The organism is Paenibacillus pini JCM 16418 (genome assembly GCF_000576305.1).
In the GTDB taxonomy this organism is placed as follows: Bacteria; Bacillota; Bacilli; order Paenibacillales; family Paenibacillaceae; genus Paenibacillus_AQ; species Paenibacillus_AQ pini.
Genome location: NZ_BAVZ01000007.1, coordinates 213,093 through 227,159, shown reverse-complemented (window position 1 = coordinate 227,159; position 14,067 = coordinate 213,093). Strand labels below are relative to the sequence as shown.

The window sequence follows — 14,067 nt, the reverse complement described above, 5'->3', positions numbered from 1 at the left end:
TGCTACCTCCCCTCAGTAATCACAGAATGATAGACGGAAAGAAGACGCTCAATCATCACATCGAGCGACCAATGTGTACTTCCCCAAGCTGCTGCATTCTTACCAATTTCTATACGATATTCATCATCTTCAAGCAAGAGATGAAGCTGTTTAAATAGCGCTATAGGATCATTAACAGGCGTTACGAAACCCGTGACACCCTGCTTAACCATTTCTGGCAGTCCGCCTGCGGAAGACACGCATACGGGAAGGCCAGCAATCTGTGCCTCCATAACCGAGAAAGGCTGATTGTCCTGTATACATGAGTGAACGAAGATATCCGAACGTGTTAACAAGGCGGGTACATCATCTCGTTCGCCAAGAAATAGCACATCATCCTCAAGGGCAAGACCTGCGACTTGGAGCTCTAATTCTTTTCTCATCTCTCCATTGCCTACAATCCAGCAAACCCAGTCCTGACGAACAGGCTTGAGCAGTGCCAGTGCAGAGATGAGCACGTTAACGCCTTTAACAAAGGCAAGTCTAGCTGGGAAAATGATAACCTTTTTATTCGCTGGACGCTCAATGGATGTCCCCATATTTGCTCTTTTCCAAAAGCTCTCCGTATCTAAGCCATACTGAAACACATGAATATTTGGGTCAGGAATTCCAAAATATTCAACGAGTTCACTTCTTTGCCACTCATTAGCTGTAATGATTGTGTTCCCCGAAGATGCCCCATAATACTCAATCGAATCATAATATTTCCAAGCAATTGAATGTTCGTCAACGCCCATATCTGGATTCATCCGAAAATGGTTCTTCATCTCCGTAGCCACGGATCCGTGAAGATGGGCCACCAAGGGTACATGTGCAGGCTTCGCTCTACCTAACGCTCGTGCAGAGAAAATATCTTGCGTATGAATAACATCATATTGGTCCAAACCGAAGTAAGCTGCCGCTAGTTCCATACAGTATCGATCTTCTTCATAAAAACTAATATTATAATCGCGATGCAGCAAAGGTGAGTACTCTTTACTCAGCTTTGCTGAGAGGAACGGACGAATGAACTCTTTGGATAATTCCCGGTTCCGATTGTAAATATGAAATTTTTTATAATCGGGGCTGTTTCCTAGCAGATCAACCTCATGTCCCATCGACTCCAGCCTATGCTGAATTTGTTCCATGAATTTCCACACTCCACCAACATGGGGAATAAGCCAAAAGGTAGCGAGTAATATTCTCATGCCTTCTCCTTTCCACGCAATCTCATCTGCGCGCTGAGTGCTGCGGTCATTTGACATAAGGTCGCGGCAATATTCAGATAGGATATTATATTGAATCGGCGCGCATTTGGACACATCTAAGAACCCTGTTTGACTGAAAATATTCATGGTATCCACTTGTCTACCCTGAATATAACGAGTCAACACAAAAACACCGGCACGGTTGTCCCGGTATCTTCATGAGCTCTTCTCCATAGCGCTAATACTCCAATCTAAAGTTAGCTCCGCTGCCGTTCCATCGCAGCAACAATTGGAGACAGGCTATGAATCACATTTCGTTGTGTTATTGCAATTTCCTCCAGAATAACGGATCTATGCTTCATCGTTCCCATGCCATCATGCCAGCGATAACCAACGAGCGCTTCATCCAGATATGGAAAGGAAATTCCCGCTTGGATCACACGTCTCCATAAATCTAGATCATGCGTATATGTCAACTGTTCATTAAACATCCCCACACGGTAAAATAAATCTTTTTTCATCATAACCGTGCAACCATTCACTGGATTACCTTCTAAAAAACTGCGATAAAAATCGAGAATATCATTCGTGCAAATATACCCCGCACGATGATGGGTGATCTGGCTTTGATTATTGAGATAGTTGAAATTCGTATGAGAAATCCATGCATAATGTTCTAGCATATAATAGATTTGGTTGTGGATTTTATCTGGATAGAACACATCGTCTGAGCTAAGCCAAGCGATATATTCTCCTGCTGCGAACCGGATACCATGATTTAGTGCGCTAGCCGTGCCTCCATTGGCTTTGCCCAAATAATGAATATGGGGCAGATAGGGTTGTATTCGTTCCGTATGCATGGTAGAACCATCATCAACTACAATAATTTCAATAGGAGCATATGATTGTGACAAAGCGCTCTGAAGTGCCTGATCAATATATGGATCATTATAAAAAGGAATGACAATCGTAACCAGCGGTTTCATACGGAATCTCCTTCCTTTCGATAATAATCAAGCACGTCCAGTAGAGATGACAGAATGGAGATCGAAGCTTGCCATCCTAGCTTCTCCAATTCACCGATCGTTATGGGACTTTCTATTGTACGTTGACTGGATAGGTTTGTTTCTCCCACCTCTTCCCAAGTCACCGGAACTTTGGCCTTTGATAATCCAATCATCAGCTCACTCACATCGCCCAAGGTTCGCTCAACTGCCGAACGAACCATATACATCTCTCCTGACTTTCCTTGTGTGAGAATCATGCCATATGCCCTAACCGCATCACGAACATCTAGAAAATTACGGCGTGTATAACGAGAGGAAATTTGAAATGTATTGGTCTGCTGATTCCGCTCCGTGGCAACGATATGTCTTCCAAGTAAGGAACAGAAACCAGTAGATGGCCCGGGACCGATCAAATTGGAGGGTTCAGCAAGCATCACATGCTGACCATATAATTTCTCCCAAGAGAGCGCAGCCGCTTTCTGTAAGCTTTTACTAAGACTATACGGATGGGGTGCTTCGAAGGGAGGCGTTAGTTCGAATGCAGTTAGAGAGCCGACGACTAGTATTTTGGTGGAGGGGAATGAACGAAGTGCATTCAGTAAATAAAGCGTGGGGAATATATTCGTCTCCATATATAATAGTGGATTAGACCAAGATTCAGGCACCGAGTTTTTACCTCCGAGATGAAGCACTTCATCTGGAGCAATTTCCCTAACCAGCTCTTGAAGACGTTCTTTATTAAGCAGATCACAGGGATAATAGTGGACGCCTTCGATCGGCTCCATTATACTACCATCGCGTACAAGTGCAGCAACGCCCATACCCTGCGCTGCAAAATACTTACACGCATGAAAACCTGTAAAACCTGATGCACCCGTGACAAGGATTACATGCTTTCGGAGGGCATCTCTCGCATCCATCTCTCCAACTCCTTCAGCATGTCACGGTAATGAGGAACCTCATAGCTCCAATCACTTCGGATGGAGGACAGCGTTCTATCCTGAATAGGGACTTCTCTCGGAACCACTGTAACGTCCTTCACATTCCATATTTCTTGGAATAACAAGAGCAGCTCATATTTACTGATCGGTACAGGATGTGCCAGATGGATGAGACCTGACAGAGATTTCTGCATGACTGCATCAATCGCTTTAGCCAATTCCAGCGTCGTTACTCCATTCCAAAATACATTACGATAACCGTTCACCGTACCATGTTGATGCATAAACCAATGCATGAGTCCAATGCCGCCATGACGTATTTCTGGACCGATAATTGAAGTTCGAATGGTTAAATGTCCATTCGCACGAACCTCTCCCAGTTCTTTTGTTATCGCATAGGTGCTGATGCCATCTGGTGTATCGTCCTCACAATACATTCCACGCGTGCCTTCGAATACGCAATCCGTGCTAATATGAATCAATCTCGAACCGATCGCATCCGCCGCTCGCCGTAACTGGTGCGGAAGTATGCCATTAATTTGATATGCATTCATTTTATCCTTCTCGGCGAAATGATTAAGCACGCCAATCGCGTTAATAACGATATCTGGTCTAACGATCTCCATAACCTGATCGACCTTTGCCATATCTGCAACGTCCAGTACCAGACCCTCCGAATTTCGGAGGTCTCTGGACGTATAGAACACATGGTGCTTGCCCTGTCTTTTGAAATAATCCACTAACATATGGCCCGCCATTCCGCCTGCTCCAAGTATAAGCAGCTTCATTACAGGAATCCCCCACGCTGTAGGATATCCCGTATCTCCTCTTTGCTCATTAAATCATAATTAGAGCTAAAGCTACTGAAAGAGACTGGTTCGCAATGTCTGTATCGTTCCTTAAGCTCTGGCATATTAAGTGTAGGAAGAATAACCAGATACTCTTCATCGTAAACTACGGTCGTCATACTCTCAAAGTCACTCATGAGAATTTCGTGGATTTTTTCACCTGGACGTGTTCCTGTCTCTACAATTTCTACATCATCTCTACCTGATGCCTCGATTAAAACTTCAGCCAGATCAACAATATTACAAGCCGGCATCGTCATTACGAAAATCTCGCCACCTGTACTTTCTTCAGCAGCTTTGAATAGCAGAGTAATTGCATCGCGTAGTGTAAAGAAGAAACGGGTCATTCTTACATCTGTGATCGATACCTGACCTTTGTTGCGGATTTGATCTTTGAATACATGCACTACACTTCCATTTGTTCCTAGCACATTACCACCACGAACCGTAACAAATCTCGTTTCACTGCGTAGCAGATTTGCGTAGACGATCAATTTTTCACCAATCGCCTTCGTCATACCGTAAAAATTCGATGGATTTGCTGCTTTATCGGTCGAAATATAGAATACTTTCTTGACGTTATTATCAATGGCAGCTTCAATAACATTTTGAGTTCCAATGACGTTAGTCTTAAGTGCTTCATACGGTTGATCTTCGCACACGGGAACATGCTTTAGCGCCGCTAGATGAAACACATAATCAATATCCTGACATGCTGTTGTCAGTGCTTCTTTATCACGAATATCTCCGATACGGAAACTAAGACGTTCATTCTCAAACTCACGACTCATCGCTACCTGTGTGGATTCATTTCTGGAATAGACAATTACCTCTTTAGGTTGTAGTGGAAGCAACTGTGCAATCAACTCATAACCCCATGAACCGGTACCTCCGGTCACCAATATACGCTTATTCTCAAACATGAACTTTCCCTCCAAGCAGAAATTTAACAACCTTATCCGATACATCTTCCGCCAAATAACCCTGCGGGCACTGCCATTGACGCTTCATGTGCAGCATGAGTGATGCTGCACCAGCAATTGCATCTGCCTGCACACCCGATACGATATTGCTTCCACAGTCCACGGTCTCAGGACGTTCTGTTGTCCGCCGCATCGTCACGGTCGGTACCTGCATAATGCAGCATTCTTCTTGAACGGTACCACTGTCGGTAAGTGCGCAGCAGGTGCTACGTTCAAGCATGACAAAGTCAAAGAATCCAAAGGGTTCATGACATTCTACTAGAGGATGCAAGGACAGTTCAGTCTGTCCCTTCATCCGCGAGGCCGTCCGAGGATGAATGCTACATATAATTCGGCGGTCATGTGTTTCTGCGATTTGATTCAAACCCTTGATAATCTGCATTAGGGACTCAGGCTGATCTACATTCTCCGCACGGTGGGCAGTCACTAGAAAATAGTCATTTGGTTTAAGTTGAAGCTGGTCTAGAATATCACTTTCGTTAATTTGCGGTTCATAATGCTTCATAACTTCATAAATGGGGTTACCTGTCAGCACAATCCTACGACTAGGAAAACCCTCCGCGAGCAGATGCTTCTTACTCTGCTCCGTGTACGGCATATTAATGGATGAGATCGTATCAATAACACGCCGATTCTTCTCTTCAGGCACATTCAAGTCGAAGCAGCGGTTGCCAGATTCCATATGCACGACGGGATATCCCAGTCGCTCCGCTAGTATGGCACATAGTGCGCTATTGGTGTCTCCAAGCAGCAGAATGGTATCAGGCTTCTCCTGTTCCAGAATCCTTTCCATCTGCGAGAACATGGCAGACAATTGCCCTCCCAATGAGGCTGCTGAATCTTGTAGCACATAATCGGGACTTCGTAAATTCATCTCCCTGAAAAATATACCGCTTAACCTATCCGCAAAGTTCTGTCCGGTGTGCACAAGAATATGCCGCTCTGCGTACTGGTCCAGCTTGGGTAGGATAAGACTCAGTCGTATAATTTCAGGACGTGTACCTAAAATGGTCATAATTTTCATGCAGTCGTCTCCACCTTCACTTATCCGTGTTTACGATACTTCGAGGATGACCGAACTTTACCTATTTTTCGTTTATGTCTACTTTTTGTTGTTGCAGTAGATCTGCTGCTTTTTCTTTTTGCCCGGCGAGCGGGAAGTTTTTTGGCATGTTTAATGAAGCGAAATTTCTTGCGAGAGGTTCTCTTTCTTCGAGGAGATCGATCATTCGCTACCTTGGAGGAATCAGAGGTATTTGGTTGAGGTACATCTCCTAGTTCCGCTTGAAACCATGAGGGATTATGAAGCTGCCATTGCCCTACTAAATGGTGCAGCTTTGTTATATAAGCTTCAATACCATACAAATCTCGGGCAGCACGGGCATTATGCTCCCCTGATGCCGTAAGCGCAGCAGGGTTATGCAGAACTTCTGATACTTTGGCGGCAAGCATCAAAAAGTCTCCAGGCGTTGCTACCAAATGACCATTGCCCGTCTGTTCCATCATCTCACCTAGACCACCGTTAGAGTAGGCAACCACGGGTGTGCCACATAACATGCCTTCTAGCGCCGTCATTCCGAATCCCTCAGCAACCATGCTAGGGACAACTAGAATATCCATTGCGCTGTAGACCTTCTGCACGGACTCAACATAAGGAATCCATTGAAATCGGCGTTTATAAGGCGATTGTTTCACTTCTGTCATGCAGCTATCATAGTACGCCAAATCGGCAGGACGCCCAATGATGAGAAAGCGGCACATCGGATGTGCTGCACAAAGAGATAAAGCCATACTTACAAACTCTCGTAAACCCTTTTCTGGATGAATAAAAGCCGAGATGTAGCCAATACAGTACTCACGATCTTTCAGGGATAACCGCCTGCGTTCCTTTCTCCGAACCAAGCTGCTGGATGGATAGAACTTTGTATGATCTGCGGAAGGAGAGAGGTAGCTGATCGGAGATAAGATATGCCCTTCAAGCATGCTGCCCGCTGCTCTAGAGATCGCGATCACCCAATCACTATACTGATCAATTAGCTGGATAGCGACCGGTGTATACGGAGTCTCTCGCATAACCTCAGTGATTTTCCATACCACAGGTATGTTTAAGGATTTAGCAGCCATCGCAGGCAGGATGTTGACCACCGTGTTGGTCATTACCACGTCCGGTGAACAATCCTTAATAAGTTGAACTACCGTTTGATATTCGGGATGAAGATGCAGATCAAAGACCTTTTGAGCGAGATCTTGGTCTGGTTCATACATCGTGTGCATCAGCGGAAAATGCTGAATCCGTACGGATGTCCCCTGTGCTCTGGCATGCGTTGTTAATTTACCTTCTTGTGGAGCGACCATAATACATTCATAATAGGGAGCCATGTGACGACAAAATAATAAAAGTAGCTTTTCAGCCCCCGTAATACTACCGCTATTACTAACATGAGAGAATAACAGCAGCTTAGGTTGGCGCGTTAACATACATTTCGGATCGTACTACCAGAGGGAGGGATACGATCCACACCTCCATTCACCCGGGTCATATAATATATTAGTATCCGTCGATTGCCGGCACGTCATTTGATCCCCTCCATTCATCCAAAATCGCTGTAGATTAAGGGAAAATGATGGACAACATCTCATGAATACGGTTATTGTACGTATGATCTCGGTACGTACGTTGAAGCGCGTTCAGTGCTATCTCGCATCGTTCTTTCTCATGAGTAAGATAGTATTCAACTTTCTCCAGCAATTCCTGAGGTGAGCTATATGTTTCAATTTCAACACCTGGTGTATAGAACTTGGTTAAGTCATCCCGACTATCACTTAGCTGTAAAGTGGCGCATGCTGAAATTTCAAACGTGCGTGGATTAGGCGATCCTGCTGGAATCTTAATTGCATTGTTATTGACTGAATCATCTTCATGTGAGCGGTGAAGATTGATGACGATTTTGGAGCTATTATAAGCAGCTGCCGTATCCTCAGGTCCCATCCATTTGTTCAACTCAATCTTGTGTTGATATAGACCATATTCAGGTAAACGATCCCACCAAATTCCGTTAACCATCGTATTATGCTGCATCAAATTACCCATAATGGGACTCAGAAAATTAACCCTATTCCAGTAGGCAGATCCGATAAAACTAATTTCTCTGCGTACCGGAGAAGGCGTCTTGAGGGGATGATAATGCCCGGTATATGCTGCAAATGGAAGATGATGCACGTTCACACATCCGAGCTCTTTGTAGAGCGGTATGCAATTGGATTCCAGTGTGAACACATAATCATAATGTGTAACAGACTGTGTGGTCATATCGGTGTAATAGGGGTCATCCGTCAACCAGATCGCTGTGCGAATACCGTTCTCACGGACCGCATCGATCTGTTCGTTCGGTAAATACATACCGTCCAGACCGAGAACGAGATCGGGCTTCATCTGGATGGCCATTTCAGCGATTGGTTGCCCTGGCTCGATCACCGTTACCTCAGCCACCTGAGTCCGGAGTGTAGCCGCAATGGCTTCATCCAAAGGAGAGTATGGGTAGCCTTTACCCGAGGTCACATACAAGACATGCATTTGTCGAAAAGGAAATACTTCTGCAGGGCGACTCGCGATTACATCCGCTCTTCCTCTTACATATCCGTCCTCATAGCCGCCGTGGTACCCTGCCTCGCGTCCTTGCATTTTAGCTTCAAATGCAACGGATCCTCGAACTGTATGCACTGGCGAAGCCTTTCTCCGCCGACGTTGAATTGACATGTAGACACTCCTTCAAGTTAAAATAATTTAGACATACGCCAGCAGTGATTTCATACGTGACTCAAACGTATGCTCTTGACTTGTCGTCCAGAGACTGCGACATGCCATGTTCAGCCTTTCTTCTTCATGGGTCAAGTAATACGTAATCTTATTCTTCAGTTCCTCGACTGTCTCGAATGTTTCAATGTCATACCCAGGCCGATAATGTCGGGACAAATCCGAACGGATATCCGTAATTTGCATGGCACCGCAGGCACTGATTTCGTATGTTCGAGGGTTTATCGATTCTCCGTGCAACTGAAAGCTATTGCGGTTATCCTGACCTTGCTGCGTCGGGCGGTGAATATTGATTACCACTTTTGCTCCATTGTAATAATGAACAGTTTCCTCTGGCGGTATAAATCCCATGTGAACAGAGCGTTGAAGCAGCCTTGTTTGTGAAAGACGTTCCCAAAAACCGCCAGCTATCATCACCTTTTTATCATTTAAAAACGGTGCTAGTTCATCAAAAATAGCCACGCGATTCCAGAACGCATTACCTATGAAACAAACATCATACAAATGCTCAGGTTTACAACGCTGAGGCTTAAACATAACTGGATTCACTGCCAGGGGGAGGTAATGCACATTAGTTGCACCAAGGTCTCGATAGAATGGAATACAACTCATCTCATGTGTAAATACCGAATCATATCCTGTGCACAAGAGCGCTGTATCTTGTGTAAAATAGGGGTCATCCACAAACCATACCGCCGTTTTGATCCCCATTTCCCGAATTTGTCGTACACTGTCCATGTGGTTCTCTGGGAACACATGCAGACCATTCAGTACGAGAACTAAATCGGGTCGTTCTTTCTTCGCCAACTCCAGCATTGGGGAGGCATCACCAATGGTACATTCCCGTACCAAGCTCTGTAATGCTGCCGAGACACCTTGGTCAATGGCTTGGAAGCCTTGGGGAATAAACAATACCTTCATATTTCGAAAATAAGGCTCTGGACCCGGTAGCCGCTGATGGATCGCTTCACAGACACCGAGACGGTAACCTTCACCATAGCCTTGCTGGTAGCCCCCACTTTCTCCTGCAACAGCTTCATAACCCACAGTCTTCACCCTGTCTTGTTTAGATTTCAAAGGACAATATAAATATATGCGGAAGAGATACTTGCATCATGGACGACAGCCTTGCAGGCGTTAAATTGGCGTTTGCCCTGCATGTCACATCACACAAAAACCCCCAGCCCCATGGTTATCCATGGAGCTGAAGGCTTGACTGTATCCCATTATTCGATTATTTCGACTGATATGCTAGCTGGTGCCCATCCTCGTACCCTTTAGCAAATCCGGCGTTGAATCCTTCGTTATACGCTTCATCAAAGCCTTGGCTATATGCAACATCCGGACTTGTACCTGTATCTACAATCTGATTAACAGGTAGAGGCAGTACAGGCTTTATTCGTCTGTGCTTACGTAAGCGTGCTCCTCTACTTCCACGTAATCTCTTCGCATGCTTCGTCCCTAGTTTACCTTTAACTAGTCGCCGCTTCTTCACTTTAAGCAAACGCGTCTTACGGCTCAATAATAGCTTGCGCTTGCGCGGCTTAGCTACGCCAGATCGGGAAACGTTTTTTTTGGTCTTCATCCGTTATTCCTCCTGTACTCCTCGGTTCGGCATTAATACAGCAGTATGGGATGCGTTTAACCAGGGTGAGGTAGGTATTCCATCGATGCGCCTGTGCAGAGAAATACCCGTCAACATCTCGCACATGATACCTTGATACTGGCTGAGAAGACGGATATTCTCCTGGAGATTTCGAGCCGACAACTCCGAATATGCAGAAATATCTGCAATGCTACTAAGAATTCGAGCGAGCGCTTGCTGACTTTGAGCGATGGAGCTTACCAATGCAAGCTTGGTCTCATGCTCCTTACTGGACCAACTCATTTGCCCAGATCCCCAAGATCAAAGTCGCCGCCAAATCCATTACTACCTCCGCTGTCTCCGGAATATCCCTCATCCTGAGCGAGAACGACTTTTAGATTACTACACAATCCAATTTCCAGTTTAGTTAAGCCTTCAAGTAGCTCAACGATCTGACTATGCACCTGTAAAGGTTCATTCAGTTGGTCTTCATGGCTTGTAAAAGCGTCCGCGTTCAAATGATGGAGCGTCCAGTTCCGTACCTTCTCTGCTTCAACAGCTTTGGCTTCCAGAATCATTGCGATATTCCATTGTATCTTGGAGGCGGCATCCAGCATATGCAAAAATGCTTGTTCTCTGCTCATCGACAGCTCTCCTCCGCATATGGTATGAGATCACTCTTCCTCATGGCTACCCAATTCCTTCATCACATAGCCTAGCGTTTCCGCCAGCGCCTCTTGTAGATCGGCTATACTACCCAGATAAGCAATAATACTCTTATTGATCTGACCTGAATTTTCAATTAAGCCGCTGACGCCTTCGAATTCCGGATGGACGTCAGGCAATGCATGAATAACTTGGGACATCCGGACCGCCATTTGACGTTCGGCATCCAGGACCCTAGCCATCTGCTGCTGGGAGTGCGACATATGATTAAGCATTTCATCAATTTTACTCTGCATTCCGGTCCCCCCTTATGTGGTTCACACCGACCGCGAAAGGCGGCCCCGCCTGATCCGCATCTGCCTGCTCTATCCTATGCCGAATGAACGTAGACAGTTACGGATTCTCGAAGGCGATTTGTTCATCTTGGAGTTACAATATGGGATTTAGTAGAACCGGAGGTGCGATGATTGGAAGTCCTTCAGGTGCAGCATACAATTTCTCCTGAGCTATTTGCTGTATTTCGCTTCCTTCAAGCATCCACCGGCTCACCGCTTCTTTCGAAACAAAAGGTCTTCTTGTTCCCTGCTGCCATTGATAGATATTCCCATCACCGCAAGAGAATAACTGACCTTCTTTGAGTGCATCTGAAGTGGAATTCGCTAATTCAGCCCGCGCTGAAAGCCAATCCACTACTGGACCCTCTGGAATGCTATTTATATCTAGCATTGACACCAGCACCGCTGTCCTATTTTCCTCTATATCCTCGCTGCAAAGGAATTTCCGACCACCCTGCAACCAGTACTTTCGGCCAGATTGATCTCGAATAATAACTCCAGTTGGATAGAAATCTACGGCCTGACAACTAGAAGAGGTTCCTGAATCACTGCGCACAGCCCCAAGCGCCTTAACCTGCTGAACCCACTTATGTGGATTTCCCCCATTTCTGCTCATAAAATGTTCCATTCTGCTCATGTACGACCTCAAACTTCTGCTGCCCGAGATTCTTCATACTCACACTGCCATAATGATGGATAAACGTATCGCCCGCAATGACCAGCTCCCGCCCACTCAAACGCACGCGGATCATCCAATCCTCATCCTCATAATTGCCAATTTCAAAACCTTCATCGAAATAACCAGTACTCTTAAGCAGCTCACGCCGGAACAACAGACAATATCCGACCAAGCGATCTGCCTTGGACCAGCGGCTCTCATCTGGCACATTATGCTGCTCTGCAAATGCCCACATTTGCGGTACAGCATCGTATGGCACCTGTATTTGTTGCTCACCGCTAATGTAATTTGTAACAGGACCAACAACACCAATAGTGGAGTCACTATATAAGCAGCGAAGCATATTACTTAACCACCTCGGCGTGACCAACGTATCATTGTTAAGAATGACAATACTATCGCCTTTAGCCATCATTAATCCTTGGTTGACCCCACCAGCGAATCCGCGATTCGTCTCCAATTGCTTGAACCGGATTTGTCCGACTCGCTGCTGTAGATATTGCCCTGTATGGTCGCTCGATCCATTATCAACAACGATAATTTCATATGGATCTGTTGTATGGGCTTCAATGCTAGTGATGCACTGTATTAAATAGTCTGCTTGATTATACGTGGGAATAATAATACTCGTTCCGTGAAAAGGCTCAGCAAAGCTCTCAACCCCTTGATTGACACCAGAGGTATAACCTCGCTCATACCCGTGCTGAAATTGCTGGTTCCCCACAGTTCCTCTGTCTGTACGCTTACGACTACCGATAATCTTCCTACTAGTTTTACTACCCTTAGCTATAGTATTCCTCTGAATTAAACCGTTACGGTTACGGGATAAGCTACCTTTGTGTGCTCGATGTTTGCGCGCAGCCGTATGCAATTTGCCTCGCATCGCTATTCCTCCCACTTCTGTATCCCTCTTATCTATAAAAAGAAATCTCGCCTGTAACGAGCTTGTTAGCAAGATGTCCGAAATCCAAAGCGGCTCTACCCAGTTCACTTGCGATACGCTGGCAAATGACCACAGCCGGAATACCACTGGAAACTAGGGCGATATCAAAATCAATACCTGCTGCTGCGGCCATAACGTTAGGAATGTCACTAAAGCCCTTAACTGGGGTTATGATTCCGGCTACATTCACCGCTACAGTGGATAATACATTTGCTAACTCGCCTGCCATATTTCCAACTAGCAGTACTCGCCTGCCTTGCAGTAACTGCTGTAATAAACCCAGTTCTAGTAGAGCATAGTTAATAGTCGACGAAGTCAATACAACCTGATGAAACTGGATACCATAATGGTAGAAAACCGGCGTAAGCAGTCCCTGATAACTAGGCAATCGTGACAATGGAATACCGATAATACCGGAATTTTTAATAGACTCAGCAAGCAGTTCACGCGATTGCGCATCAGGAAGTGTTATGCCAGCATACGAGAGGAATGGCCCTCTCGCTTGGGCTTCCGCTACAGGTAGCACAGTTTCATGAGCAAGAGCTAACAGCTCGCCATCTCCAAGTCGAACTACCGAGAGGGGCTGCTTCGAGGATAATGCATTTTCAAGCCGCTGATATACTTCTTCAGGAGATAGGAGAGGAATCAACTGAGGGATATATTGCTGAATTCCCGCCGCAATAATATCGTGAGCACCTACATTTGCCAGCAGTGTATAAGGGGGTAATTGAGCCGAAATTGCTTCCTCCACTCCAACTGCACACCCTGCCCGGTAGCCATCCTCATAAGTAGGATCTCCTGCTTCATCCTTAGACAGGATATGCCGCGCAGTTTCGGCAGGAATGACTTTACTATGCACCTCTCCTTCAAGCGGTGAAGGCCTAAATGAGGCTATACTCTTCCTGAATCGACTCCGTAAGCCCCTACTTTTTGACTTAGGATGCCTTTGTTTTTGGGTTGCTCCCCTCTGTGAGCGGAGAATCTCTTTGCTACGCTTGCGTCGAGATTTTGGATGTAACGTTGGTATAGAAATAGCCTTC

At 45.6% G+C, this 14,067-nt stretch carries 16 protein-coding genes; all 16 read right to left on the bottom strand.

Going from position 1 to position 14,067, the window contains the following annotated elements; all coding sequences use genetic code 11:
- Window positions 1-2: 2 nt before the first annotated feature.
- Window positions 3-1,412, bottom strand: coding sequence for a glycosyltransferase family 4 protein (locus tag JCM16418_RS12535; protein ID WP_242403822.1), 1,410 nt, complete (start codon window positions 1,410-1,412; stop codon window positions 3-5).
- A 71-nt stretch (window positions 1,413-1,483) separates the two neighbouring features.
- A complete protein-coding gene (locus JCM16418_RS12530; protein WP_036649278.1) occupies window positions 1,484-2,212 on the bottom strand; it encodes a glycosyltransferase in 729 nt (242 codons plus the stop codon).
- Entirely contained in the window at window positions 2,209-3,153 is a 945-nt protein-coding gene (locus JCM16418_RS12525; RefSeq protein WP_036649275.1) for an NAD-dependent epimerase/dehydratase family protein, read from the bottom strand. Before JCM16418_RS12525 ends, JCM16418_RS12530 begins: the two co-directional genes overlap by 4 nt.
- Window positions 3,120-3,962: a dTDP-4-dehydrorhamnose reductase family protein gene (locus JCM16418_RS12520; RefSeq protein ID WP_036649272.1), complete on the bottom strand. Its 843-nt coding sequence runs from the start codon at window positions 3,960-3,962 to the stop codon at window positions 3,120-3,122. The genes JCM16418_RS12525 and JCM16418_RS12520 overlap by 34 nt, the downstream gene beginning before the upstream one ends.
- Complete coding sequence (locus JCM16418_RS12515) at window positions 3,962-4,945, bottom strand: polysaccharide biosynthesis protein (protein ID WP_036649269.1); 984 nt, start codon at window positions 4,943-4,945, stop codon at window positions 3,962-3,964. The genes JCM16418_RS12520 and JCM16418_RS12515 overlap by 1 nt, the downstream gene beginning before the upstream one ends.
- Complete coding sequence (gene wecB, locus JCM16418_RS12510; RefSeq protein ID WP_036649265.1) at window positions 4,938-6,029, bottom strand: non-hydrolyzing UDP-N-acetylglucosamine 2-epimerase; 1,092 nt, start codon at window positions 6,027-6,029, stop codon at window positions 4,938-4,940. Before wecB ends, JCM16418_RS12515 begins: the two co-directional genes overlap by 8 nt.
- A 20-nt stretch (window positions 6,030-6,049) precedes the next feature.
- Window positions 6,050-7,384 (bottom strand): glycosyltransferase family 4 protein, encoded by a 1,335-nt coding sequence (locus JCM16418_RS12505; protein WP_052020244.1) that lies wholly within the window; start codon window positions 7,382-7,384, stop codon window positions 6,050-6,052.
- A 232-nt stretch (window positions 7,385-7,616) separates the two neighbouring features.
- On the bottom strand, window positions 7,617-8,687 hold the full coding sequence (locus JCM16418_RS12500; RefSeq protein ID WP_242403825.1) for a CgeB family protein: 1,071 nt from the start codon (window positions 8,685-8,687) through the stop codon (window positions 7,617-7,619).
- A 102-nt stretch (window positions 8,688-8,789) separates the two neighbouring features.
- Window positions 8,790-9,875, bottom strand: coding sequence for a CgeB family protein (locus tag JCM16418_RS12495; RefSeq protein ID WP_052020243.1), 1,086 nt, complete (start codon window positions 9,873-9,875; stop codon window positions 8,790-8,792).
- Between the two features lie 178 nt (window positions 9,876-10,053).
- Window positions 10,054-10,404 (bottom strand): hypothetical protein, encoded by a 351-nt coding sequence (locus tag JCM16418_RS12490; protein WP_036649259.1) that lies wholly within the window; start codon window positions 10,402-10,404, stop codon window positions 10,054-10,056.
- A 3-nt stretch (window positions 10,405-10,407) separates the two neighbouring features.
- Complete coding sequence (locus JCM16418_RS12485; protein WP_036649256.1) at window positions 10,408-10,707, bottom strand: hypothetical protein; 300 nt, start codon at window positions 10,705-10,707, stop codon at window positions 10,408-10,410.
- Window positions 10,704-11,048: an alpha-helical endospore appendage domain-containing protein gene (locus JCM16418_RS12480; protein WP_036649253.1), complete on the bottom strand. Its 345-nt coding sequence runs from the start codon at window positions 11,046-11,048 to the stop codon at window positions 10,704-10,706. Before JCM16418_RS12480 ends, JCM16418_RS12485 begins: the two co-directional genes overlap by 4 nt.
- A 30-nt stretch (window positions 11,049-11,078) precedes the next feature.
- On the bottom strand, window positions 11,079-11,366 hold the full coding sequence (locus JCM16418_RS12475; protein WP_036649250.1) for a hypothetical protein: 288 nt from the start codon (window positions 11,364-11,366) through the stop codon (window positions 11,079-11,081).
- Window positions 11,367-11,499: 133 nt separating this feature from the next.
- Window positions 11,500-12,021, bottom strand: coding sequence for a hypothetical protein (locus tag JCM16418_RS23755; RefSeq protein WP_052020242.1), 522 nt, complete (start codon window positions 12,019-12,021; stop codon window positions 11,500-11,502).
- On the bottom strand, window positions 11,993-12,967 hold the full coding sequence (locus JCM16418_RS12470) for a glycosyltransferase family 2 protein (protein ID WP_052020241.1): 975 nt from the start codon (window positions 12,965-12,967) through the stop codon (window positions 11,993-11,995). The genes JCM16418_RS23755 and JCM16418_RS12470 overlap by 29 nt, the downstream gene beginning before the upstream one ends.
- A gap of 28 nt (window positions 12,968-12,995) precedes the next feature.
- Window positions 12,996-13,886, bottom strand: a complete 891-nt coding sequence (locus JCM16418_RS12465; RefSeq protein ID WP_148298799.1) for a GT-D fold domain-containing protein — start codon at window positions 13,884-13,886, stop codon at window positions 12,996-12,998.
- Between the last annotated feature and the right edge of the window lie 181 nt (window positions 13,887-14,067).